The following is a 24,122-nucleotide window of genomic DNA, read 5'->3' on the forward strand; positions in this document are numbered from 1 at the left end:
CTGGCGGCGCCGGCGTCATTTTGTAACGCAAGGCAAACAAGCAATGTAGCACCGGAAAGTCGATTTACATCCTTTTTACCGATTCACGCGGAGGACGGACGCAGGCTCAGCGTTGGCCCAGTGCCACCTCGACGCCGAGGTTGGCCAGCGCGTCGGCCCGCTCGTTGCCGGGGTCGCCGTTGTGACCCCGCACCCAGCGCCAGTCGATCTTGTGCCCCCCCGTGCGCAGCAATTCGTCCAGCTCCTGCCAGAGTTCCACGTTTTTCACGGGCTGCTTGCTCGCGGTGCGCCAGCCCTTGGCTTTCCAGCCGGGCATCCACTCGGTGACGCCTTTGAGCACGTACTGGCTGTCCAGGTACAAAGTCACCGCGCACGGCCGCTTGAGCGCCTGCAGCGCGCGGATGACGGCGAGCATCTCCATGCGGTTGTTGGTGGTGCCGCGCTCGCCGCCGTACAGCTCCTTGGTCGTCGCGCCGGACTGCATCAGCACGCCCCATCCGCCGGGGCCGGGGTTGCCCTTGCAGGCGCCATCGGTGTAGATCACCACGGGATTCATGAATCGAAACGGGCTCGGTTGTCGTCGCGGCGAAGCCGCCGGTTGGCCAGCGGGACGGGCGCCGTCGCGATGGCCTTCGAAGTTTTCCAGGCGGCGCCGATCATGCGGGCGCCGCGCACGCGCTTGACGGCGACGATGAAGTACGCCGCGCCGAAGATCGGCCACCAGCGCTCGCCCGCGCGGTCCATCCAGTCGAAGCGCGAGAGCCATTTCTCGCTGCGCATCGCCGGACGGTAGCAGCCGAAGGACCCCGACTCGACCTCGAAGCTCAGCAGGCGCAGCCAGTCGCGCAGGCGCCAGTAGCCGATGAAGTCGCCGGCGTCGGGCAGATAGAGCTCGCCGAATCCGAGGCGCCGGTAAAGATGCGCGCGCCGCTGGCGCAGGCCCCAGAGGCTCGCGGGATTCAGGCAGCAGATCACGACCTTGCCCTCGGGCACGAGCACGCGCTCGACCTCCCGCAGCGTCGCGTGCGGATCCACGTTCAGCTCCAGCGAGTGCGGCAGCACCACGAGGTCCACGCTGTTCTCCTCGAAGGGCAGCGCGGCGAAGTTGGCGGCGAAGGCGGCGGCCGGATGCGCGCGGGCGCTTTCGGCGTCGGCGGTGCCTAGCCACTTGTGCGGCATGCGGTTGGTACGCAGCGCATCGAACTCGGGCAGCCCGAGCTGCAGCGCGTGGTAGCCGAAGATGTCCGCCACGGCCTCGTCGAACGCGGCGCGCTCCCATTCGAGCAGGTACCGGCCCGGTGGGGTTTCAAACCACTCCCGCATTCCTATAATCTGGTCGCTCATGAAGTTGATCCCGCTGCCCGCCTTCCAGGACAATTACCTGTGGCTGCTGCACGACGGACAGAAAGCCCTGGTGGTGGACCCCGGCGACGCGCGGCCGGTGGCCGCGCATCTCGCCCGGGCCGGCCTGCAACTTGGCGCGATTCTAGTCACGCATCACCACCAGGACCACACGGGCGGCGTCGGCGAGCTGCGCGACGCCACCGGCGCGCAGGTCTTCGGCCCCGCGACCGAGCGGATTCCCGAGCCCCTGGCCCGCCTGCGCGAGGGCGACGCGATCGAGGTCCTCGGCCTGCGTTTCCGCGTGATCGACGTTCCGGGGCACACGGCGGGGCACATCGCCTACTACTGCGAGAACGTGAACGTCGACGGTGTCGACGCGCCGCTTCTCTTCTGCGGCGACACGCTTTTTTCCGGCGGCTGCGGCCGCCTCTTCGAAGGCACGCCCGCGCAGATGCTCGCGTCGCTCGACAAGCTCGCCGCCCTGCCCGCGGACACGCGCGTGTGCTGTACGCACGAATACACGCTGGCCAACCTGAAATTCGCGCGTGCTGTCGAGCCACAAAATGCCGAGTTGGCCCGATACTCGCACCGCTGCGAGCAAGCGCGTGCATTGGACCTGCCGACGCTGCCGTCGACCCTCGCGCAGGAAAAAGAGATCAATCCGTTCCTGCGCACCCGCCAACCCGGCGTGGCCCGAGCCGCGCAGGCTTTCAATGCCGCCGACCCGCACGACGAGGTCGCGGTGTTCGCCGCCATTCGCCAATGGAAGAACGAATTCAAATGAAACTGCCGCACGTCCCCGGCTTGCGCACCTCGCTGTCGTTCCTGACGGCGCTGATCCTCGCGGGTTGCGCCACGGTGCCCGGCTCGCCCATCGCGCAGCCGCCCTCGCAATCGGTCGAGATCGCGGCGGGCGAGACCCCCTCCCCTCGACCCGCGGCCGCCCCCGCGCCGGTCTATCCGGCGGGCCAGTTGCGCCCCATCGCGTCGCAGGAGGTGAGCTCGCATTCGGTGAAGGAGATCGTTCCGGCGGCCGACCTGTGGGAGCGCATCCGCAAGGGCTTCGCGATGCCCAACCTCGACTCCGACCTCGTGCGCCAGCAGGAGCAGTGGTATGCGTCGCGGCCCGATTACATCCAGCGCATGACGGATCGCTCGCGCAAGTACCTGTTCCACATCGTCGAGGAGCTCGAGCGCCGCAACATGCCGACCGAGCTCGCGCTGCTGCCCTTCATCGAAAGCGCGTTCAACCCGCAGGCCGTGTCGAGCGCGCGCGCTGCCGGCATGTGGCAGTTCATGCCCGCGACCGGCACCTACTTCGACCTGAAGCAGAACGTGTTCCGCGACGACCGCCGCAGCGTGCTCGACTCGACGCGCGCCGCGCTCGACTACCTGCAGAAGCTGCACGGCATGTTCGGCGACTGGCACCTGGCGCTCGCCGCCTACAACTGGGGCGAAGGCAGCGTCGGGCGCGCGATCGCGGCCAACCAGCGGCGCGGCATGGGCACGGGCTACACCGACCTCAACATGCCGAACGAAACGCGCTTCTACGTGCCCAAGCTGCAGGCCGTGAAGAACATCGTGGCCAACCCCGACCAGTTCCGCACCGACCTCCCGGTGATCGAGAACCACCCTTACTTCCAGACCGTGACGGTGCAGCGCGACATGGACGTGCAACTCGCCGCCAAGCTGGCGGACGTCGGCATCGACGATTTCAAGGCGCTCAACCCGCAGCACAACCGGCCCGTGATCCTGGCCGCCGGCACGCCGCAAATCCTGCTGCCCTGGGACAACGCCACGGTCTTCAAGCGCAACTTCGAGGCCTACAACGCGGGCCAGCTCGCGAGCTGGACGGCCTGGAGCACGCCGGCCCAGATGACGGTTGCCGAGGCCGCACGGCGTGTCGGCATGAACGAGGCGGACCTGCGGTCGGTCAACACGATCCCGCCGCGCATGATCATCAAGGCGGGCTCGGTGCTCATCGTGCCGCGCGCCGAGAACGTGCGCACCGACGTCGGCAGCCATCTCGCGGACAACGGCCAGCTGAGCCTGGCGCCCGAGGTCGTGCTGCGCCGCACGACCGTGAAGGCGGGCCGCCACGAGAGCGTGGCGAGCATCGCGCGCCGCTACAAGCTTGCCGCGTCGCAGGTGGCCGAGTGGAACAACGTGGGTGCGGGCGCCGCGTTCAAGCCGGGACAGCAGGTCGTGCTGCACCTGCCGGTGCGCGCCGCCGCGTCGCGCGCTGCGCCCGCGCGGACGCAGGCGCGCGTGCCTTCGAGGGCGGTGAAGCAGACGGTGTCGCGGCCTGCGGCCGCCAAGAAAGCGGTCGCGCGTCCGGCCGCCAAGAAGCGCCGCTGATCGTCCGGTGTGGAGCCCCCGGCGGGCCAGAGCACGTGAAGTCCCGCGCGGGCGAGCCTGTGGCGCCGGCTCAGGGCGCCTTGAAATTCGCCAACCGCGCAGCCTCGGTCCACACCTTCACTTCGTTCTCGTAGATTCGCAACTGTCCTTCGGGACTCGGTGTCGTGGACGGCTCCGCCGCGGCGCCCTTTCTGATGCGTTCGATCACGTCCGGCTGCGCCAGTGCGGCCCTCGCTTCCGCCGCAAGTCTCGCGATCACATCGCGCGGGGTTCCCGGCGGCGCCCACAGGCCGAGGTTGGTCCCGATCTCCAGGTTCGGCACACCCAGTTCCGATGGAGTCGGGACGTTGGGCGCCAGTGGTGAGCGCTGCGCCGACATCACCGTGATCGCGCGAATCCTCCCGGTCTGCATATGCGGCAGAAATGCAGCCACGGTGCCGACGCTCAGATCGATTTCACCTGCAAGCATGGCTTGCAGCGACTGAGCAGAGGACTTGTAGGGAATGCTGCGGCTCTCCACGCCGGTGCGCGCCTTGAACATCTGCATCACGAGTTCGGCCGATTGCGTGCCGACGCCGTGCGTCATCCCGTTGGCCGCGGTCTTGCCGTGTGCGACGAGGTCCTTGAGCGTCGTCGCCGGGAGATCGCCGCGCGCGAGAACGAAGAACGGAGCCGAGGCGACGTGGGCGACAGAGGCGAGTTCCTTGCCGGAGTCGGTTCCGTTGTTCCGATTGAGCAAGGGCAGGACTGCCGACGCCGCACCGAAGAGAAGGGTATAGCCGTCCGGGTCCGCGGCGACGACCGATCTCGTGGCGATCGTCGAGCCGGCGCCGGGCTTGAACTCGAGGATGATGGGCTGTCCCAACCTCTTCGACATCTCCTCCGTGACCGGACGCGCGACGCCATCCATGATGGTGCCTGGAGGAAAACCGATGACAACACGAATCGGCTTCTGCGGCCACGCCTGCGCCGACGCGGCCCCGGTGACAAGTGCGGCGGCGACCAGCAGCGTCGCGCGGAAAAAGGCTCGTCTCATGGTTTGCTCCATCGTGCAGGGATCGGGACTGCCGCTGCGCGGGCAGCTTCGGGATTCCGGATGTTCACGGGTTTACCGTCCAGCCAGTCGAGCGCCATCTGCACGCCAGGCGCAACGATCCATTCGTAGCCCTCTTTCGTGAAGCCTCCCATGTGGGGCTGCATGAGAACCCGTGGATGCGAACGTACCCAGTGGTCGGGAGGTGGCGGCTCGTTCCAGTAGACATCGAGGCCCGCAGCCGCAATGGTGCCCGAGTCCAGCGCGTCCTTCAACGCCGTCTCCTGCACGAGCGCGGCGCGCGCCGTGTTGATGAGTACGGCATGCCGTCGCATTGCTGCGAACTCCTTCGCGCCGAAGAGTCCGGCGCTCTGTGGCGTCGCATTCGCATGCAGGGTCACGATGTCCGACTCACGCAGCAACGTATCGAAGGAAACGCATTCGATCCCCTGCTCCGCGGCACGATCGGGTGTGTACTGCGGGCTCCAGCCGACGACCCGCATGCCCATCGCCTTGCCGACGGTCACGACGATCTTCCCGACCTTGCCGGACGGCCCGACAACACCTAGCGTCTTGCCAACCACGCCCTGGCTGATGCGGGTCTGCCAGCCGCCGGCCCGCATGTGCGCCTGGTTCTCGATCACGCTCTTGAAAAGTCCGAGGATCAGCGCCCACGTCACCTCGGAGGTCGCGTGATGCGGTTCCTTCGGCACGGTGTTCGCAGGTGCGCAGCAGACGAGTATGCCGGCGCGGGTTGCGGCCGCCAGGTCCACATGCGGGTCCAGCCGGGGTCCACACACCGAAAGGAGCTTCAGCGACTTCGCGCCGACGCGTGACAACACTTCCTCATCGAACATCACGCGATCGCGGATGGTGATGGCAATGTCCGCGCCGGCGAGACGCTCGACGACCTCGTCGGCCGAACGTGCCTTGGTGGTGAAGATGGCCAGGTCCGCACGCCGCTGGAGCGCCTGCACTTCGGACATCTCCTTCGCGTGGTCGAGGTAGTCTTCCATCAGGACGATGCGTGTCAAGCTGCACCCTCCTTGCGCACCGGCGCCGGCCGCGGCATCGCAGGCCCGTAGGGCCGCTCCCCCTCTACCTGGATGCGTCGCATCGATCGCGCGAATCCCTTGTAGTCGTTCAACGCATAGTGGTAGGTCGCCCTGTTGTCCCACAGCAGCAACGCGCCCCGGGTCCAGCGGATGCGGCAGGTCAACTCCGGTCGCACCGCGACGGCTCGGAAGTACTGCAGCAGCGGCGCACTTTCTTCCTGCGTCATGTCCTTGAAATGGAACGCAAGCGGCCCCGGCGCCCACAGCGCCTTCCGGCCAGTTTCGGGAATGATGCGCACGAGCGGATGCTCCGCTTCGATACTGCCCGCGTCATAGTCGAACATGTCCTTGTTCTTGTCGTGGTACGCCATGTTCACGTGGCCCTTGCCCTGGTACGCGATCTTGCCGCTGTGAACGAGGATGAGGCTGTCCGCCAGCGACTTCATTCCCGGCGACAGGCATTCATAAGCCTCGTAGAGGTTGCAGAACATCGTGTCGCCCCCTTGCGGCGGTACATCGATCGCATACAGGAGGCTTCCAAGCGGCGGCCTTTCCATTTGCGACCCGTCGGCATGCCAGTGGCCCCCGATGTTCGGGCCCGTGTCGTCAGCCTTTCGGTCCACCATATAGATGTACTTGTCACCGAGAAGCCCCACCGTCTTGGTGAGAGGGCCGAAGCGGCGGGCAAAGGCAATCTGCTGCTCGGCGTCGACTTCCTGGCCGCGCATGATGATCACGAGGTGCTCGCTGAAGGCACGCCGCACTTCCTGCATCACGTGTTCAGGAACTTCACCGGAGGCATCGACCCCCTGGATTTCCGCGCCGAGCGAGCCGCCAAGTGGGCTCACGCGGATGTACTCGTAGGCCTGCAACTTTCGCTCCTGATATCCTGCTATCGGTCGGCGGCACGTAGGTCCATGAAATCCCGCGCCCCCTGCTCCACCTCGGCTGCGCGCATCTGGGTCGCCATCAGCTGCGGGGATGCGCTTCGCGGAAGCTGCCCACCCGGGCTGCCCTCGAGCAGTGCGTTCATCGCATCGTACATCGCCTGCACGATGCCGCAAAGCGGGTGGCCGCTCGAGTGAAGTGGCACCCTCTGCGTGGCGAGCCACGAGACCTTGCTGGAGCCTGAGGCGTGTGGAGAAGGAAGGGGTTCGCACCCCCATGGCACGAAAAGAATAACATTGCCGACGCCTGCTCCTCCGAGCCCCGGAAAGCGCGCGGCGAGGCTTCTGCCATGCATTGCGGTCATGGCCCCCCGCCGATTGACGATACGTCCGTTCCCGGTGGTCGAATCTATAGCAAAGCGCCCATCCTTCTAACTCTCGGGCAGCTCCTCAACCCCGTCGAGAATGCGCTCGACGCGCGCCGCGCCCGATCCCACGCGTGCCACGATGCGCTTGAGCTGCTCCTCGCTACATTCGAATTTGCCGGCCCAGTAGCGAATTTCCATCGGGTCGCTCAGATCGATTCGGCTGCGATCCGCCGGGAGCGCTTCGAAGACATACGCCATGCCCCTGCATCCTTTCCATTTTCATCGGCTCATTGAACGCCGACGCGCGCAAGCGCCTTGACCGTCACATCCGAAACAATACGTAAGCGGCGGCCTACGACCCGGCAGACCCGGCAGACCCGGCATGCGCCGACAAAGGTGGGAGACTTAATCCGATGGTTCCTGAGGGTTGGCCCGGCGAGACTGGGTTCATTGCAAATCAAGGAGTCATGCGATGAACATGAAGAAGACACTGCTCGCCCTTGCCGCCGCCGGCACGCTGATGGGCATGGGGACCGCCGCGAATGCGCAGATCCAGATCATCACCGAGGTCGCGCCGCCCGTCGCGCGCTATGAGGTCGCTCCGGCCCCGCGAGCGGGCTACGTCTGGGAGGCCGGCCACTATGAGCTGCGCAATGACCGCTACGTGTGGGTGGAAGGCCGCTGGCTGACCGCGCGCTCGGGCCACATCTACGACCAGCCGCGCTGGGTGCAGCGCAATGGCCAGTGGCAGTACGTCGCGGGCAACTGGCGCCGCGGCCCGATGGGCGACCGCGACCGCGATGGCATCCCGAATGCGTACGACCGCGACCGTGACGGCGATGGCGTGCCCAATGCCTACGACAACAACCGCGGCCGCCGCGACCGCTTCGGCCCCAACGGCGACCTGGACCGCGACGGCATCGCAAACCGGAGCGACCGCGACCGCGACGGTGACGGCGTGCGCAACGCGCGCGACCGCTATCCGAACGATCGACGCGCGTCTTGATGCACGCATGAGCGAAAAAAAGGGGCCTCGGCCCCTTTTTCGTTTGCGGTGTCGTTTGCGGTACTGCGTCTACAGCTTCTCGGTCTCCCCCGCCCTCGGCTGCCACTTCATCAGCCGCCGCTCGATGCGTCCCACGAGCCCGTCGAGCACCAGCGCGAACGCCGTCAGGACCACGATCCCCGCGAAGACCGTGTTCACGTCGAACGTCCCTTCGGCCTGCAGGATGAGATAGCCGACGCCGCGCGCCGACCCGAGATATTCACCGACCACCGCGCCGACGAAGGCGAGCCCCACCGACGTGTGCAGGCTCGAAAAGACCCAGCTGGTCGCGCTCGGCAGGTACACGGTCCGCAGCAGCTGTTTCCGGTTCGCCCCGAGCATGCGCGCGTTCGCCAGCACGACCGGGCTCACTTCGCGCACGCCCTGGTAGACGTTGAAGAAGACGATGAAGAACACGAGCGTGACGGCGAGCGCGACCTTGCTCCAGATGCCCAGCCCGAACCACAGCCCGAAGATCGGCGCGAGGATCACGCGCGGCATGGAGTTGAACGCCTTGATGTACGGATCGAGGATCGCGCTGGCCGTCGGCGCGAGCGCGAGCCACAGTCCGAACACGAGCCCCAGCGCCGTCCCGAGCGCGAACGCCAGCACCGTTTCGAGCAGCGTCACGCCCAGGTGGGTGTAGATGTCGGCGCGGCCCGGCAGGCCGTCGGGGAACAGCGCATTGGGCGCGATGTCGAAGGGCAGGAACCACGACCACACGCGCCCGGCGACCTTGATCGGCTCACCGATGAAGAACGCGGTCTGCGAGTTGCGCGACACGAGGTGCCACAGGACGAGCACCGCGACGAGCACGCCGACCTGCCAGATGCGCAGGTTCTTCTCGGAGGGGGCGAGCGACTTCCACATGGCGACGAACCTTCAGGCGGCCTTCGTGAGCTGTTGCGCGTAGCCCTTGAGCACCTCCTCGCGCAGCACCGACCAGATGGCCGCGTGCAGCTCGACGAAGCGCGGCTGCGACCGCACCTCCGCGACGTCGCGCGGGCGCGGCAGGTCCACCTCGAACTCGCCGATGGGCCGCGTCGCCGGGCCGGCCGACAGCACCACCACGCGGTCGCTCATCGCGATGGCCTCGTCGAGGTCGTGCGTGATGAAGAGCACCGCCTTGCGCTTCGCGGCCCACAACTCGAGCACCTCGTTTTCCATCAGCTGGCGCGTCTGGATGTCGAGCGCGCTGAAGGGCTCGTCCATGAGGATGATGTCGGGGTCGAGCGCGAGCACCTGCGCGAGCGCGGTGCGCTTGCGCATGCCGCCGGAGAGCTGATGCGGATAGCGGTCGCCGAAGCCGCCGAGGCCCACGCGCTCGAGCCAGGCCTGCGCCTGGGCGCGCGCCTCGGCATCCGGCATGCCGCGGTACTGCAGGCCGACCATCACGTTGTCGAGGGCGCTGCGCCACGGCATGAGCGCGTCGGACTGGAACATGTAGCCCGCGCGGCGGTTGATGCCGCTCAGGCGCTCGCCGAAGACGCGCACTTCCCCGCTGGACGCTTCGAGCAGACCCGCGCCCACGTTGAGCAGGGTGGACTTTCCGCAGCCCGTGGGCCCGACGACGGAGACGAATTCGCCCGCGCCGACGCGCAGCGTGGTGTCGCCCACCGCGGTGTAGTGCGCCTGCCCCGGCTCGCGCGAGCGGAACGTGACGGCGATGCGGTCGAACTGAAGCGCGTCGGCCGACACCTTCAGGCTTTGAATCTGTCCTTCGCGCGGCGCGCGAATTCATTGGTGTAGGTCTTGCCGAGTTCGATCTTCTCGGGCTTGATCGACGCATCGAAGCTCGCGAGCGCCTTCAGCGCGGTCTTCGTTCCCTCTTCCGGCAGCAGGCCGTCGACCGCGATCGCCTCGCGCACCTTGTTGAACGACGCGAGATAGAGCGCCCGGTCGCCGAGCAGGTAGGACTCGGGCACGGTCTTGATGATGTCGCTCGGCCCCGCCGTCTGCAGCCACTTGAGCGCATGCACGATCGCATTGGCGAGCGCCTGGCAGGTGGCGGGATGCTTCTGCACGAATTCGCCGTGCGTGTAGAAGCACGCGGCCGGCATCGGCCCGCCGAACACCTCGTTCGTGCCCTTGAGCGTGCGGGTGTCGCTGATGATCTTGATCTCGCCCTTCTGCTCGAGCATGGTCATCACCGGGTCGATGTTGCTCATCGCATCGACCTGCCCCGAGCGCAGCGCGGTCAGCGCGCCGGCGGAGGTGCCGACGCCGACGTAGCTCACGTCGGTGGCCTTCAGGCCCGCCCGCGAAAGCACGAGATTCGACACCATGTTGGTCGAGGACCCGGGCGCCGAGACGCCGATCTTCTTGCCGCGCAGGTCGGCCACGTTCCGGTAGCCGGGCATCGCCTTGGTCGACACGCCCATCGCGATCTGCGGGGCGCGGCCCATCAGCACGATCGACTGGATGAACTGACTCTTGCTCTGCATGTTGATGGTGTGCTCGTACGCGCCCGCCACCACGTCGGCCGAGCCGCCCACCAGCGCCTGCAGCGAGCGCGCGCCGCCCGCGAAGTCGGAGATCTCGACGTCGAGCCCCTCGGCCTTGAAGTACCCCAGCTGCTCCGCGATCGTCAGCGGCAGGTAGTAGAAACCGGCCTTGCCGCCCACGGCAATGGCGATCTTCGACTTCTCCGGCTTCGACTGCGCGCGCACCCCGGGCGCGGCGACGCACGCGGCAGCGGCGAGCGCGAAGGATCGTCGGGAGAGTCGAAGGGCGGTCATGAGCGGGCCTCTGGCATCTTTTTATTCGGTTGCGTCGAGGGTAGTCAGCGCCCCCGCCGCCCGCATCGGGAACATCCCCTGAGGGTTTCCACGTAACGCGGACCGCTTATCGCCAGCCCAGGAAAAAAATGCCGATGTTCACCAGCAGCGCGAGCGCCCAGATGCCGCTTCGCACGAGCGAGAGGCCCGCCACGTACATCGCGATGTAGATGATGCGAAGCGTCACGAACAGCACCGCGAGGATGTCGAGCGTCGCCTGCGGCGCGGCGAGCTGGTGCGCGATGACGACGGCGCCGATGAAGAAGGGCAGCGCCTCGAAGGAGTTGGCCTGCGCCGCGTTCGCGCGCGCCTGCCAGCCGGTCTGCTTCGCGAGCCAGGCGCGAGGGTCGTCGTTGTCGAAGCCGCCTGTCTTGCGCGACTTGCCGAAGCCTTTCGACTTGGCGAGCCACGCGCACACGAACGGCAACAGCGATGCGATCAGGACGCACCAGTAGGCGACGGTCAGTTTCATCATTTTTCCCTTCGATCCACGAGCGCGTGCGCGATCGTTCCCAGGTCCACGTATTCGAGTTCGCTGCCCGCGGGAACGCCGCGGGCAAGCCGCGTCACGCGCAGGCCGCGCGCCTTCATCGCCTCGCCGATCACGTGGGCCGTGGCCTCGCCTTCGGCCGTGAAGTTGGTCGCGAGGATCACCTCTTCCACCACGCCGTCCTGCGCGCGCTCGAACAGCTTGGCCAGCCCGATGTCCTTGGGCCCGATGCCGTCGAGCGGGCTGAGCTTGCCCATGAGTACGAAGTAGAGGCCCTTGAAAGCCGCCGTGCGCTCGAGCGCCGCCTGGTCGGCGGGCGTCTCCACGACGCACAGCTTGCTGCGGTCGCGCTGCGGATTCGCGCAGGTGTCGCAGACCTCGCCTTCGGTGAAGGTGTTGCACTGCGAGCAGTGGCGCACGCGCGTCGCGGCCTGCCCGAGCGCCTGCGACAGCAGCTGCGCGCCCTCGCGGTCGTGCTGCAGCAGGTGGAACGCCATGCGCGAGGCCGACTTCACCCCGACGCCGGGCAGGCGCCGCAGCGCCTCGATCAGCGCATGAAGCGAATTGGGTCCGGCCAAGGGGTCAGAACGGCAGCTTCATGCCCGGGGGCAGTCCCGGCATGCCCGCGGTGAGCTTGCCCAGCTTCTCCTGCGAGGTCTCCTCGGCCTTGCGCACCGCGGCGTTGAACGCGGCGGCGACGAGGTCCTCGAGCATGTCCTTGTCGTCGGCGAGCAGGCTCGGGTCGATGGCGACGCGCTTGACGTCGTGCTTGCAGGTCATCGTGACCTTCACGAGGCCCGCGCCGGACTCGCCGGTCACTTCGATGTGCGCGAGTTCGTCCTGCGCCTTCTTCAGGTTGTCCTGCATGGCCTGGGCCTGCTTCATCAGGCCGGCGAGCTGTCCTTTGTTGAACATGGTGTCCTCAGTGGTTCGGTGTGGGCTTGATCGACCCCGGCACGATTTTCGCGCCGAAGTCCCGCATCATGGTTTGAACGAAGGGGTCGGCCAGGATGATCTGCTCGGCCGCCTCCTGTTTTTCTCTGGCGGCCTGCGCATTGCGGCGCGCCGGGCTGTCGGTGACGGGGCCGACCTCGACGCCGAGCTCGACCTCGTGACCCGCGTTCTTCAGCGCGGCGCGCAGCCGCTCGCGGCTCGTGGGCTGGTTGAGCGATTCGCGCTCGACGCGCAGCATCCAGTGGCCGACGTCGCGCGCGACCAATTGCGACTGCAGGGCAAGCTCGCGCACGAGCGCGGTGATGGCCTCCTGCGCGGCCAGCTGCTGCACGAGCGCGAACCAGAAATCGCCTTCGTCGGTGGGCACGACGGGGGCCGCGGCTGCTGCTTCGCGTAACGGCTCGGGCGGAATGCGGACGGGGACGCCGACGACGTCGCTGGCCTGCTTCTGCGGCGCGTTGGGCAGCGGCTGCGTTCGGGCGCGCGGGGGGTCGACGACGGGCAGGACCCGCCCGGGTGGCGCGCCGGGAATGGCGCTTTCCGCCGCCTTCGCGGGGACGACACCCTCGTTCCGGGTCGGTGCCGTCGCGGGGACCATGACCCCAGCTTCGTCATTCCCGCGTAGGCGGGAATCCAGGGCTTCCCGTGTCTCCGACGTGCGCGCCGCCGCGGCGCCGTCATTCAGAGTTTTTTTTTCCGGGCTCGCCGTCACCGGAGCCTTGAACGCCAGCAATCGCAACAGCGCCATCGTCAGCGCCGCGTATTCGTCCGGCGCGAGGCCGAGCTCGGCGCGGCCGTGCAGGCAGATGCTGTAGAGCAACTGCGTCTCGTCGGCGGGCATGAGCTGCGCCAGGCGCGCGATCTCGTTCGAATCGGGGTCGCTCGCATCCACGGCCGAAGGCACCGCCTGCATGACCGCCATGCGCTGCAGCACCATGCTCATCTCCTCGAGCGTGGAGCCCGCGCCGAGACCGTTCACGCGCAGCGCGTCCGACGTCTCGACGACCGTCTTGCCGTCGCCCTGCGCGAGCGCCTCGATCAGGCGGAACACATGGCTGCTGTCGACCGTGCCCAGCATGCGGCGCACCGTCTCTTCCTGCAGTTGCCCGCCGCCGAACGCGATGGCCTGGTCGGTCAGGGACAAGGCATCGCGCATCGACCCGCGCGCCGCGCGCGAGATCAGGCGCAAGGCCTGCGCCTCGGCCGCGACGTTCTCGGCCTGCAACACATGCACGAGGTGCTCCTGCACGGTCTCGGGCGCCATCGGCCGCAGGTTGAACTGCAGGCAGCGCGAGAGCACCGTCACCGGCACCTTCTGCGGGTCCGTCGTGGCCAGCACGAACTTCAGGTATTCCGGCGGCTCCTCGAGCGTCTTGAGCATCGCGTTGAACGCGTGCCCGGTGAGCATGTGGACCTCGTCGATCATGAAGACCTTGAAGCGTCCCGTGACCGGCTTGTACACGGCCTGTTCGAGCAGCGCCTGGACCTCGTCCACGCCGCGGTTGGACGCCGCGTCGAGCTCGGTGTAGTCGACGAACCGGCCCGCGTCGATGTCGGTGCAGGCCTGGCACACGCCGCACGGCTGGGCCGTGATGCCGCCCTGCCCGTCCGGGCCCTGGCAGTTGAGCGACTTGGCCAGGATCCGCGACACGGTCGTCTTGCCGACGCCGCGTGTGCCGGTGAAAAGGTAGGCGTGGTGCAGCCGCTGCTGCTCGAGCGCATTCGAGAGCGCCTGCACGACGTGTTCCTGCCCGACCATCTGGGCGAAGGTCTTGGGCCGGTATTTGCGGGCGAGCACGAGGTAGGACACGGTGGCGATTCTACGGGTCGCCTACAATCAACTTTGACGGGCCTCCCCGCATGGTGAAGCGGCCAACCGGGTCAGGTGGGGAACCAAGCAGCCCTAACTGTGGAGCCAGTGCCGGGGGTAAGGCTCGTCAACTCCTGCAGACGGTCATTCGTGCATCCGTCGACCTACCACGACCCTCCTGGAATCTCCCGAATCCGCCGCGACGATCCCACGCGGCCCCACCCCCCCGGACGACACGACGCATAAGCGTTCGCTTACAGAAGTCACGGGAACCAATTCCTATAGTTCACCCAAGCCGGGATGCACCCGGCAGGGAGATGAGAGCCATGAACAAGGCCGAAGTCGTCAGGGAGATCGGGTTCCGTTCGTTGGGATTGCGCAGTCTGGCCGCGGCGGCGGCGTGCGCGGTGTGTCCCATGGTCTTCGCGCAATCGGACGCCGCCACGTTCGATGCGCCGCTGGCTTCGCTGTCCGCCGCGGCGGCTGCGGGCGCCGCCGCCGAAACGCCGAACGCGCGCATCGAGCTGTCGACGTCCAGCCTGCCCCGCCTCGAAGGTGTGGACAACGCCGCACAGGGACCGCGCATGAACCTGTCCGTGTTGCAGCCCAAGCGCTCCGGCATGGGCCTCGCGCTCGGCATGGGCGGCTTCTCGCCGGCATCCGGCGTGGGCGGCCAGCCGGTGGCGAACACGATGAACTTCGACGTCGGCGTGATGTACCGCCATACGACCGACGGCAACAACCACGTCGACGTCACGGCCTGGCGCCGCATGACCCCGCAACTCGATGCCATCACGCTGGTGCAGGCCCGGCAGCCGGCCTATGCCGCGCGCGTGGAGTTCAACATGGCGTCGGTGCGCAAGTCGGGCCTGGTCTTCGATCGCGGCATCGGCGTGCAGCTCGAAAGCGGCGCGCGCATCTCGCTGAAGAAGAAGGACGGCGGCGCGATGGTCTACTACCGCGCGAAGTTCTGAGCCGCCTGCCGATGCACAATGCGGCCGAGGACTCCGACCCCGGCCGCATGACCGACCCGACCCCAGCCCCACCCCTTACCGCCCTGCTCGTCGAGGACGACGAACAGATCGGCCAGTTGCTGAAGTTCATCCTCCAGCGCGAGAAATTCCTGGTGCGCTGGGAAATGGACGGCCGCGCGGCGCTCGCCGCAATCGAAACGGCCGAGCCACCCGCCATCGCCCTTTTCGACGTGATGCTGCCGTTCGTGGATGGCTTCCAGCTCATCGCCGCCGCACGCGCGCGGCCCGAGTGGAACGCGGTCCCGGTGCTCATGCTCACGGCCAAGGCCCAGGAGCGCGACATCGTCCGAGCGCTCGATGCCGGCGCCAACGGCTACGTACACAAGCCCTTCAAGCCGGACGAGCTGGTCTCGCGCATTCGCTCGGCCATTGCGGGCAACGGCTGAGTCACGGGCCGCCCGAGGCGTTTCAGGCGATCGTCGGCAGCTCGAAGAAGAATTCGGTCCGCACGCCCGGCTCGCTCGTGAAATCGATGCGCCCGCCGTGGTGCTCCACGATGCTGCGGCAGATGCTCAGGCCCAGCCCCGTGCCGCCCTTGGCGCGCCGGTCCGAGCTGTCCGCCTGCGCGAAGCGCTCGAAGATGCGGCCGCGGAACTCCGGCGGAATGCCCGCGCCGTTGTCGGCCACGCCCAGGCGCGTCCACCCGTCGGCCACGGTCAGCGACATCTCCACCACGCCGCCGCGCGGCGAGAACTTCGCGGCGTTCGACATCAGGTTGACGATGACCTGCACGAGCCGGTCGGCATCGCCCAGCACGGCCGGGTCCGCATCGCCCACGAGCCGCAATTCGACGCCGTAGCGCTGTCCGAAAGCCTGCGTCGCATGCAGTGCCTGCTGCGCGAGCGAACGCAGCGGCTGGCGCTCCATGTGGTACTGCATCTTGCCCGAGGCGATCTTCTCCACGTCGAGGAGCTCGTCGACGAGTCGAAGGAGCCGCTCGCTGCTTTTGTGCGAGATCCGCACGAGCTCGTCCGCGTCGGTCGGCAAGTCGCCCGCCATGCCGCTCGACAGCAGGTCGAGCGAGCCGTAGATCGCGGTCAGCGGCGTGCGCAGCTCGTGCGAGACCGTGGAGACGAATTCGTTCTTCAGGCGCTCCACTTCCTTGCGGTCCGAGAGGTCGTACGCGAACGCGAAGAAAAACCGCGTGCCGCCGGCCTCGACGACGCCAAGGCGCAACTCCATGGGCAGCTCGCGCCCCTCGCTGTCGCACATGATGCGTTCGAGGGGACCGCCGGGCGCATGCACGAGACCGCTGGCCGCGAGCGCCCGCATCTGCGGCATGAGGTGCTGCGCGAAGCGCGCCGGCACGAGGGTCTCGTGCGCGTAGCGGCCGAGGATCTCCTCGCGCGGCCACTTGAACAGCACCTCGGCCTGGGTGTTCCATTCGATGATGCGGCCCTCGAGGTCCATGCCGATGAACGGGTCCTGGGCCGATTCGATGATCGTCTGCACGCGGCGCTCGCTCGCGCGCACGCTCGCGAGTGCGTCCACCAGTTCGGCCGTGCGCTCCGCCACGCGCTGCTCGAGTCCCGCATTGAGGTCGCGCAGCTGCGCCTCGTTGGCCTGGAGCTTGCCCACGAGGGAGTTGATCGCCTGGCCCAGGCCCTGCACTTCGCGGTAGGCGCGCGAGGGCTTCACCGGGGCGCTGCCGCCCGCTTCCAGCGCGCGGGCCGCATGGGCCAGGGCGAACAGGGGCCGCGTGATCGTGCGCGCCATGAGCCAACCCAGGAGGCTGAACAGCAGCGCGATGGCGATGCCGGAGGCCAGCACGTGCTTTTGCAGGTCTCGCACGGGCGCGTACGCCTCGGCGAGATCCTGGCGCACGAGCACCGTCCAGCCGAGGCCCGGCGAGGTCTCGTAGCCCCGCGCGCGGCTGTAGCCGACGAGGTATTCGTTGCCGTCGGGCCACTTCTCGATGGTCGATCCGGCTTCGCCCCGCGCGGCGAGCCGCAGGCTCTCGAGCGACATCCTGCCGCCCTCGGTGCCCGCCGGCCCGAGCAGCACGAGGCCATCGGTCGCCACGATCAGCGGCTCCACGCTTGCACGGCGCCCCACCGGCGTGAAGATCGCCCGGCGCGCGTCTTTCGCCCAGTCCCAGTTGACGTGCGCGCCGAGCACGCCCGTGATCGCGCCCGCCTCGTCGCGCAGCGCGAAGGCGACGTCGAAGAAGCGCAGCGGCTCGCCGCCGGGCTGCTGGCCCAGCAGCTTCGCGAGCAGCAGCGCCTCGTGGACGTCGCCGAGGTTGCGGCCCGCGATCGCCTCGCGCCACCAGGGGCGCTGCCGCACGTCGGACCCCTGCAGCATGCCGCGGCTGGCGGCGCGAACGACACCATTCTGGTCGGTGACGCCGATCCAGGCGTAGTAGCGATAACTCGCGTGGACGTCGTCGAGCTCGCGCTGGAGCAGCGCAGGGTCCGCGATCCGCGCGACACGGCGGGCCAGCAGTTCGACCTCGCGGTGGCGCTCGAACACGGATCGGTCCAGGCGCGACGTGGTCTGCGCCGCGAGTTCGGCGAGGTTGCTGCCGATGCCCGTTTCGATCTGCACGCTCGCGGTCCGCTGGATGACGCCGATCAGCACCGCGGTGAGCAGGATCGAGACCATCGAGAACGCGAAGGCGAGCCACGCACCGAGGCCCAGGCGGGCGCGTCGCAGGGGCGGGGGCGCGGCGTGAGTGGCGGCGGGAGGTGCGACGGGAGGTGCGACGGGCGCGTCGGCGTGGGCGTCGTCCATGCGGGTGCGCCTCAAGCCACGAGCGGCAGCTCGACGGTGTAGCCCGATCGCGCGCCCGGCTCGGTGTTGGGCCCGAACGAGCCCGCGTGCGCGTCGACGATGGACGCGCAGACGCGCAGGCCGGGGTCCTCGGCAGGGGGCTCCGCAGGGCCTTCATCCTGTGCCGCGCGCGCCGCGTCGACGGGGCCGATGACGGGATGCCCGCCCGACACCACGATGCGTGCGCGGCCCCGCACCTCGGCCACGTCGACGTCCACGGTGCCGCCCGGCGGCAAGGTCTGCGCGGCCGCGGCCACGAGCCGCGCGATCACCTGCACGATGCGGTCGGCGTCGCCATACACCGCGGGGTCGCCGCGAATCTCCAGCGCGATGCGGATGCCGCGCCGGTCCACCTGGGGCTGCGCGGCACGCGCCGCGCGCTCCACGAGCGGGCGCAGGATCTGGCGGTCCTTGCGGTAGCGCATGCGGCCGGTGGCGATGTTGTCGAGGTCCACGAGGTCCTCGACCAGCCGCACGAGCGCGCTGCTGTTGTTGTGCGCGATCTCGACGATGCCCCGCACGTCCTGCGGCAGCTCGTCGGCCATCTCGCCCGCGAGCAGGTCGACGGCGTCGTGGACGCGCGCGAGCGGCGCGCTCAGGTCCTGCGCGAGGGTCGAGCCGAATTCGCTCTTCGACCGCTCGAACGTCCGGCGCGCGGTCAGGTCCCAGGCGAACGCGGCGAAGTAGCGCCGGCCGCCCGCGCGAGCCACGCCGATGCGAAGCTCGACCGGAATCTCGCGGCCCTCGCGGTTCATCAGCACCTGTTCGGTCGGCGAGGCCGCGCCGGGCGGCGGCTCGTCCGCCCCGAGCGATTCGAGCTGGCGCAGGAGCGCCGGCGCATAGTGCGCGGGCACGAGCGTCTCCTGCGCGAGCTTTCCCACGATCTCGCTGCGGCGCCAGTGGAACAGCGCCTCGGCCGCGAGGTTCCACTCGACGATGCGGCCCTCGAAATCCATGCCGAAGAAGGGGTCGCGCGACGTGTCGAGGATGGACTGCATGCCCCGCTCGCTGGCCCGGGCATCCGCCAGCGCCAGCTCCAGCTCCTCGGTGCGCTGCGCCACCCGCAGCTCGAGCGTCGAGTTCAGGCTCTGCAGCTTGCCGGTCAGCGCGTCGAACGCCTGGCCGAGCGCCTGCACTTCGCGATAGCCCTGCGGCTGCACGTGGACCGCGGCGGCACCGGCCTCGGCATGCCGCGTCGCCTCCTCCAGCTCGCGCAGCGGCCGGGCGATGCGCCGTGCCGCGATCCAGCCGAGGAGGCCGAACAGCATCGCCGCACCGGCCCCCGCGATCAGCACGCGCTTTTGCAGTTCGCGCACCGGCGCGAGCGCATCGTCCATGTCCTGCCGCACGAGCACGGTCCAGCCGAGCCCCGGCGAATTCTCGTAGCCGCGCATGCGGCTGAAACCCACGACGTACGCCTTCCCGTCGGCCCAGCGCTCCAGCCGATAGCCCGCGGGTTCCGTGCGCGATCGCAGGACGCTCTCCAGCATGACGGACGCCCCCTCCAGCGGCGCAGGCCCCTGAAGCACGACGTTGTCGTCCGACACGATGACCGGCTCGACGCCGTTGCGCTGGCCGGGCTGGAATTCGGGCCGGCGCAGGTCGCGCGCCCAGTCCCAATGCACCTGCACGCCCAGCAAGCCCGTCATGGCGCCGCCCGCATCGCGCAACGGGAACCCGATGTCGAACACGCGCGGCGCGGGTGCGCCGGGGGCTGCCAGTTCGGGCGCGGCGCGCACGTCGCCGAGGCGGTTGCCCCGCAAGGCGCTGGCGAACCACGGACGCCCCGAAATGTTCGCGCCCGCGGCGGGTGGGCGGCTCGCGGCCAGGACGATGCCCTGCACGTTCGCCACCCCGACCCAGGCGTAGAAGCGGTAGCTCGCCTGGAGCTCGTCGACCTCGCGCTGCAGGTCGGTCACCTCGCTCATGCGCGAGAGGCGGTCGGCCATCAACCCGACTTCGCGGTAGCGCTCGTGCAGGGCGCGTTCGAGGCGCTGGGTCGTCTGCTGGGCGAGTTCGGTCAGGTTGCCGCCGGCCACGGCGACCGCCTGGGCGCCCGCCGTGCGCTCGATCACGAAGACGAGCACGCCCGCGAAGAGCGCGGCGGCCAGCGAAAACGAAAAGGCGAGCTTGGCCCCGAGGCCCATCCGGGGCCGTCGTGCAACCGGCTCGACAGCGTCGTTCGCTATCGCATCCATAGCATCGGGAGGGTGGCTCGGCGCCGACGAAGGGACTGGCTTTCTGTCACAATGACCGCACTGTAGCGGCATCGTACCGACTCCTCCGAAGGACCCCTCTCATGGCCAGCGACCTCATCAAGCACATCTCCGATGCGACGTTCGAATCCGACGTCCTGAAGTCAGGCACTCCGGTGCTGGTGGACTACTGGGCCGAATGGTGCGGCCCCTGCAAGATGATCGCCCCGATCCTCGACGAGGTGTCGAAGGCCTACGACGGCAAGCTGCAGATCGCGAAGATGAACGTCGACGAGAACCGCGAGATTCCCGCGAAGTTCGGCATCCGCGGCATCCCGACGCTCATGCTGTTCAAGGACGGCCAGCTCGCCGCCACGAAGGTGGGCGCGATGAGCAAGCAGCAGCTGACCGCGTTCATCGACCAGCAGCTCGCGTAGTTCGATAAATCCGCATCGACGGGACCCGCGGGTCCCGTTTTGCTTGGCGCGGCGCGATTTCATCTATACTCGCCTGCATTCGCCGGCCCTGCCAACCCAAGCAGGCGCTGCCGGACACGAGTTTCCCCCGGTTCGCGGGCCCGTTCTGGCCCCGCCCTCAACCCTCCCCCGAAGCCGTCAACCACAACACTCCGCCCGGAGTCTCCCGATGCACCTCAACGAACTCAAGGCGTTGCACGTCTCCGAAGTCCTCAAGCAAGCCGAAGAGCTCGAGATCGAAAACACCGGCCGCATGCGCAAGCAGGAGCTGATGTTCGCGATCATCAAGAAGCGGGCCCGCGCCGGCGAGCAGGTGTTCGCCGACGGCGTGCTCGAGATCCTGCCCGACGGCTTCGGCTTCCTGCGCAGCCCGGACACGAGCTACACCGCGAGCACGGACGACATCTACATCTCGCCCTCGCAGGTGCGCCGCTTCAACCTGCACACCGGCGACATGATCGAGGGCGAGGTCCGCACGCCCAAGGACGGCGAGCGCTATTTCGCGCTGACCAAGCTCGACAAGGTCAACGGCGGCGCGCCGGAGGACAACAAGCACAAGATCATGTTCGAGAACCTCACGCCGCTGTTCCCCCGGGAACAGATGCGACTCGAACGCGACGGCTTCAAGGGCGAGGAGAACATCACCGGCCGCGTGATCGACATCATCGCGCCCATCGGCAAGGGCCAGCGCGCGCTGATCGTCGCGCCGCCCAAGAGCGGCAAGACGGTGATGATGCAGCACATCGCGCACGCCATCGCCGCCAACTTCCCCGACAGCCACATGATGGTGCTGCTGGTCGACGAGCGGCCGGAGGAAGTGACCGACATGCAGCGCTCGGTGAAGGCCGAGGTCGTCGCCTCCACCTTCGACGAGCCGGCCGCGCGCCACGTCCACGTGGCGGAGATGGTGATCGAGCGCGCCAAGCGCCTGGTCGAACTGAAGCAGGACGTCGTGATCCTGCTCGACTCCATCACCCGTCTCGCCCGCGCCTACAACAACGTCGTGCCCTCGTCGGGCAAGGTGCTCACCGGCGGCGTCGACTCCAACGCGCTGCAGCGCCCCAAGCGCTTCCTGGGCGCGGCGCGCAAGGTCGAGGAAGGCGGCTCGCTCACGATCATCGCCACGGCGCTCGTCGACACCGGCTCGCGCATGGACGAAGTGATCTTCGAGGAGTTCAAGGGCACCGGCAACTGCGAGCTGCACCTCGACCGCCGCCTCTACGAGAAGCGCGTGTTCCCCTCGATCCAGCTCAACCGCTCGGGCACCCGCCGCGAGGAGCTGCTGCTCGCCCCCGAGATCCTGCAGAAGACGCGCATCCTGCGGCAGTTCATGTACAACATGGACGAGATCGAGGCGATGGAGATGGTGTTGAAGTCGATGAAGGCCACGAAGACCAACGTGGAGTTCTTCGACATGATGCGACGCGGCGGCTGACGGACGCTATAATCGGAGGCTTCGCGAAAAGTACGCCGGATGTCCCGGCGCGGCTGCCGCACCTGATGAGGTTCGCCCATGAAAGACGACATTCACCCCAACTACCGCGACGTCTGCTTCGTGGATCTGTCCAACGGCTTCAAGTTCGTGACGCGCTCGTGCGCCGCCACGCGCGAGACGATCAAGATGGACGATGGCCGCGAGCTGCCGCTTTACAAGCTCGACACGTCGAGCGAGTCGCACCCGTTCTACACGGGCACGCAGAAGTCGGTCGACAACATGGGCGGCCGCGTCGAGCGCTTCCGCAACCGTTTCGGCAAGACCGCGGCGAAGTAATTCGAACCGCAACCAAAAGAGGGCAGCCGAGGCTGCCCTTTTTGCTTTCTGCGACACTCTCCACGCCTTGACCCAGCCCACGCCCGCCATCGTCACGCAAAGCGCCGTGCGGCGCCTGCCGCGCCTGGCCCTGCTCCTGTTCTGCGTGGCCTATGTGCTGCCCGGCTTCGTCGGCCGCGAGCCGTGGAAGACGCAGGACATGTCGGCACTCGGCTACATGGCCGAGATGGCGTCGGGCCACTCGTCCTGGCTCGCGCCGATGCTGGTGGGCCATCCGCCCGAGTTCGATGCGCTGCTGCCGTACTGGCTCGGCGCGTGGGCCATGCAGCTGGCGCCGGCGTGGTTCCCGGCGGACCTCGCGGCACGCATCCCCTTCGTCGCGCTGCTCGTGCTCACCATGGCGTCGACCTGGTATGCCGTGTACTCGCTCGCGCGAAGTCCCCGCGCGCAGCCGGTCGCCTTCGCCTTCGGCGGTGAAGCGCAACCGACGGACTACGCACGGGCGATCGCCGATGGCGGCCTGCTCGCCCTCATCGCATGCCTCGGCCTCGCGCAGTTGTCCCACGAAACCACGCCGGCGCTGGCGCAGCTCGGCTTCACCGCCCTGGCCTTCTACGGTTGCGCCGCGGGCACCGAGCGCCGCGGCCTGGCCGCCGTGGCCGTGGCGGGGGGGCTGCTCGGGCTGTCGCTGAGCGGCGCGCCCGCGATGGCCGCGCTGTTCGCGCTGGGCGGCGCCGTGGCGGCCCTGCTCGATGCCGGGGAGGAAGAGCCGCACCGTCGCGCCTGGACGCGCAGCCTGTTCGTCCTCGCCGCAGCCGTCGTCGCGGCGGCCGTGGCCTGGCATTTCCACGCCTGGCACTGGCGGCTCGACCAGTCGCCCGGAGCAGGCCGCGACTGGCGCAGCCTCGGCAAGCTCTTCGTGTGGTTCACCTGGCCGGCGTGGCCGCTCGCCCTGTGGACCGTGTGGCGATGGCGGCATCGGCTCGCCAGCCGGCACGTTGCGCTGCCGCTGTGGTTCGCGCTCGTGTCGGCTGCGACGACGCTGCTCACGCCCGCGTCCGACCGCTCCCTGCTGCTGGGGCTGCCCGCGCTCGCCACGCTCGCGGCATTCGCGCTGCCCACGTTCAAGCGCAGCGCGTCCGCGCTCATCGACTGGTTCACGCTGCTCTTTTTCAGCGGCTGCGCGGTCGTCATCTGGGTCGTGTGGATCTCGCTGCAGACCGGCGTGCCGGCCAAGCCGGCGGCCAACGTCGCGAAGCTCGCGCCGGGCTTCACGCCGACGTTCTCGCTCCTCGCATTCGCGACGGCGCTCGCGGCGACGATCGCCTGGGCCTGGCTCGTGCATTGGCGTGTGGGCCGCAACCGCGAGGCGATCTGGAAGAGCCTCGTGCTGCCCGCGGGCGGCGCGGCCCTGTGCTGGCTGCTGGCCATGACGCTGTGGCTGCCGGTCCTCGATTACGCGCGCAGCTACACGCCCGTGGTGCGCAGCGTGCAGAGCGTGGTGGGTTCGGGCACCTGCGTGGAAGTGTTCGGACTCAATCGCGGCCAGCTCGCGGCCCTGCGCTATCACGGCCGCATGGACCTGCAGCAGGCCACGACCACCGCACGCTGTCCCTGGCTGCTCGTGGCGCAGGATGTGCAGCCGGCCTTGCCGCTCGCACTGAAGGCCGCGCAGTGGCAGCACGCCGCCACGATCCGCCGGCCCGCCGACGCCAAGGACAACATTCACGTCTACCGGCTGAATCGTTGACCC

At 68.4% G+C, this 24,122-nt stretch carries 24 protein-coding genes and 1 other RNA gene; 10 read left to right on the top strand and 15 right to left on the bottom strand.

The annotated features are described in order from the left end of the window. Positions 1-106 precede the first annotated feature (106 nt). Both rnhA and AB7E83_RS07955 read right to left on the bottom strand, forming a co-directional pair. Complete coding sequence (rnhA, locus tag AB7E83_RS07950) at positions 107-556, bottom strand: ribonuclease HI (protein ID WP_428567494.1); 450 nt, start codon at positions 554-556, stop codon at positions 107-109. Further along, the gene (locus tag AB7E83_RS07955) at positions 553-1,344 is read right to left on the bottom strand and encodes a class I SAM-dependent methyltransferase (RefSeq protein ID WP_428567497.1); all 792 of its coding nucleotides are present in this window, start codon (positions 1,342-1,344) and stop codon (positions 553-555) included. The genes rnhA and AB7E83_RS07955 overlap by 4 nt, the downstream gene beginning before the upstream one ends. Between AB7E83_RS07955 and gloB the strand changes: the two genes are divergently transcribed. Next, positions 1,343-2,128, top strand: a complete 786-nt coding sequence (gene gloB, locus AB7E83_RS07960; RefSeq protein ID WP_428567499.1) for a hydroxyacylglutathione hydrolase — start codon at positions 1,343-1,345, stop codon at positions 2,126-2,128. The two genes, AB7E83_RS07955 and gloB, sit on opposite strands and share 2 nt — an antisense overlap. Continuing rightward, positions 2,125-3,702 (top strand): transglycosylase SLT domain-containing protein, encoded by a 1,578-nt coding sequence (locus tag AB7E83_RS07965; protein WP_428567502.1) that lies wholly within the window; start codon positions 2,125-2,127, stop codon positions 3,700-3,702. Before gloB ends, AB7E83_RS07965 begins: the two co-directional genes overlap by 4 nt. Positions 3,703-3,772: 70 nt before the next feature. Here the strand turns inward: AB7E83_RS07965 and AB7E83_RS07970 are convergent, their stop codons facing one another. The 4 genes from AB7E83_RS07970 to AB7E83_RS07985 all read right to left on the bottom strand — a co-directional run bounded on the left by AB7E83_RS07970 (position 3,773) and on the right by AB7E83_RS07985 (position 7,303). Next, on the bottom strand, positions 3,773-4,750 hold the full coding sequence (locus AB7E83_RS07970; RefSeq protein ID WP_428567505.1) for a Bug family tripartite tricarboxylate transporter substrate binding protein: 978 nt from the start codon (positions 4,748-4,750) through the stop codon (positions 3,773-3,775). Beyond that, complete coding sequence (locus AB7E83_RS07975; protein ID WP_428567507.1) at positions 4,735-5,751, bottom strand: NAD(P)-dependent oxidoreductase; 1,017 nt, start codon at positions 5,749-5,751, stop codon at positions 4,735-4,737. The genes AB7E83_RS07970 and AB7E83_RS07975 overlap by 16 nt, the downstream gene beginning before the upstream one ends. Positions 5,752-5,765: 14 nt before the next feature. Beyond that, the gene (locus AB7E83_RS07980) at positions 5,766-6,662 is read right to left on the bottom strand and encodes a TauD/TfdA dioxygenase family protein (protein ID WP_428567510.1); all 897 of its coding nucleotides are present in this window, start codon (positions 6,660-6,662) and stop codon (positions 5,766-5,768) included. A gap of 446 nt (positions 6,663-7,108) precedes the next feature. After that, a complete protein-coding gene (locus AB7E83_RS07985) occupies positions 7,109-7,303 on the bottom strand; it encodes a DUF3606 domain-containing protein (RefSeq protein ID WP_428567513.1) in 195 nt (64 codons plus the stop codon). 214 nt (positions 7,304-7,517) lie between these two features. Here AB7E83_RS07985 and AB7E83_RS07990 point away from each other — a divergent pair, with 214 nt between their 5' ends. After that, positions 7,518-8,051 carry a YXWGXW repeat-containing protein gene (locus AB7E83_RS07990; RefSeq protein WP_428567516.1) on the top strand — a complete coding sequence of 178 codons (534 nt, stop codon included), beginning with the start codon at positions 7,518-7,520 and terminating at the stop codon, positions 8,049-8,051. 69 nt (positions 8,052-8,120) lie between these two features. Here the strand turns inward: AB7E83_RS07990 and AB7E83_RS07995 are convergent, their stop codons facing one another. From AB7E83_RS07995 to dnaX, 7 genes are all read right to left on the bottom strand, one after another. Further along, on the bottom strand, positions 8,121-8,960 hold the full coding sequence (locus AB7E83_RS07995; protein ID WP_428567519.1) for an ABC transporter permease: 840 nt from the start codon (positions 8,958-8,960) through the stop codon (positions 8,121-8,123). 12 nt (positions 8,961-8,972) lie between these two features. Beyond that, a complete protein-coding gene (locus AB7E83_RS08000) occupies positions 8,973-9,758 on the bottom strand; it encodes an ABC transporter ATP-binding protein (RefSeq protein WP_428567687.1) in 786 nt (261 codons plus the stop codon). Positions 9,759-9,790: 32 nt separating this feature from the next. Further along, positions 9,791-10,828 carry an ABC transporter substrate-binding protein gene (locus AB7E83_RS08005; RefSeq protein WP_428567522.1) on the bottom strand — a complete coding sequence of 346 codons (1,038 nt, stop codon included), beginning with the start codon at positions 10,826-10,828 and terminating at the stop codon, positions 9,791-9,793. Between the two features lie 106 nt (positions 10,829-10,934). After that, the gene (locus AB7E83_RS08010; RefSeq protein ID WP_428567525.1) at positions 10,935-11,342 is read right to left on the bottom strand and encodes an MAPEG family protein; all 408 of its coding nucleotides are present in this window, start codon (positions 11,340-11,342) and stop codon (positions 10,935-10,937) included. Then, positions 11,339-11,935 (bottom strand): recombination mediator RecR, encoded by a 597-nt coding sequence (gene recR, locus AB7E83_RS08015; RefSeq protein ID WP_428567528.1) that lies wholly within the window; start codon positions 11,933-11,935, stop codon positions 11,339-11,341. The genes AB7E83_RS08010 and recR overlap by 4 nt, the downstream gene beginning before the upstream one ends. Before the next feature lie 4 nt (positions 11,936-11,939). Further along, the gene (locus tag AB7E83_RS08020; RefSeq protein ID WP_428567530.1) at positions 11,940-12,272 is read right to left on the bottom strand and encodes a YbaB/EbfC family nucleoid-associated protein; all 333 of its coding nucleotides are present in this window, start codon (positions 12,270-12,272) and stop codon (positions 11,940-11,942) included. 7 nt (positions 12,273-12,279) lie between these two features. Continuing rightward, positions 12,280-14,121 carry a DNA polymerase III subunit gamma/tau gene (dnaX, locus tag AB7E83_RS08025; RefSeq protein WP_428567533.1) on the bottom strand — a complete coding sequence of 614 codons (1,842 nt, stop codon included), beginning with the start codon at positions 14,119-14,121 and terminating at the stop codon, positions 12,280-12,282. 35 nt (positions 14,122-14,156) lie between these two features. Between dnaX and ffs the strand changes: the two genes are divergently transcribed. From ffs to AB7E83_RS08040, 3 genes are all read left to right on the top strand, one after another. Beyond that, positions 14,157-14,253: signal recognition particle sRNA small type (ffs, locus tag AB7E83_RS08030), an RNA gene on the top strand. Positions 14,254-14,447: 194 nt separating this feature from the next. Further along, positions 14,448-15,095, top strand: a complete 648-nt coding sequence (locus tag AB7E83_RS08035; protein WP_428567536.1) for a hypothetical protein — start codon at positions 14,448-14,450, stop codon at positions 15,093-15,095. Between the two features lie 11 nt (positions 15,096-15,106). Further along, complete coding sequence (locus AB7E83_RS08040; RefSeq protein WP_428567537.1) at positions 15,107-15,541, top strand: response regulator transcription factor; 435 nt, start codon at positions 15,107-15,109, stop codon at positions 15,539-15,541. Positions 15,542-15,563: 22 nt separating this feature from the next. On the opposite strand, the gene AB7E83_RS08045 is transcribed toward AB7E83_RS08040, so the two are convergent. Continuing rightward, positions 15,564-17,888, bottom strand: a complete 2,325-nt coding sequence (locus tag AB7E83_RS08045; RefSeq protein ID WP_428567540.1) for an ATP-binding protein — start codon at positions 17,886-17,888, stop codon at positions 15,564-15,566. A gap of 11 nt (positions 17,889-17,899) precedes the next feature. Next, positions 17,900-20,074: a PAS domain S-box protein gene (locus AB7E83_RS08050; protein ID WP_428567543.1), complete on the bottom strand. Its 2,175-nt coding sequence runs from the start codon at positions 20,072-20,074 to the stop codon at positions 17,900-17,902. Positions 20,075-20,226: 152 nt separating this feature from the next. On the opposite strand from AB7E83_RS08050, the gene trxA reads away from it, so the two are divergent. The 4 genes from trxA (at position 20,227) to AB7E83_RS08070 (ending at position 24,119) form a co-directional block, all read left to right on the top strand. Next, positions 20,227-20,559, top strand: coding sequence for a thioredoxin TrxA (trxA, locus tag AB7E83_RS08055; protein WP_428567545.1), 333 nt, complete (start codon positions 20,227-20,229; stop codon positions 20,557-20,559). Between the two features lie 208 nt (positions 20,560-20,767). Then, on the top strand, positions 20,768-22,033 hold the full coding sequence (gene rho / locus AB7E83_RS08060; protein WP_428567548.1) for a transcription termination factor Rho: 1,266 nt from the start codon (positions 20,768-20,770) through the stop codon (positions 22,031-22,033). Between the two features lie 78 nt (positions 22,034-22,111). Continuing rightward, the gene (locus AB7E83_RS08065) at positions 22,112-22,369 is read left to right on the top strand and encodes a type B 50S ribosomal protein L31 (protein WP_428567551.1); all 258 of its coding nucleotides are present in this window, start codon (positions 22,112-22,114) and stop codon (positions 22,367-22,369) included. Positions 22,370-22,436: 67 nt separating this feature from the next. Continuing rightward, positions 22,437-24,119 (top strand): hypothetical protein, encoded by a 1,683-nt coding sequence (locus AB7E83_RS08070; RefSeq protein ID WP_428567553.1) that lies wholly within the window; start codon positions 22,437-22,439, stop codon positions 24,117-24,119. The last annotated feature ends 3 nt before the right edge of the window (positions 24,120-24,122 follow it).

Origin of the sequence: Ramlibacter sp. (genome assembly GCF_050250995.1) — a bacterium.
In the GTDB taxonomy this organism is placed as follows: Bacteria; Pseudomonadota; Gammaproteobacteria; order Burkholderiales; family Burkholderiaceae_C; genus Ramlibacter.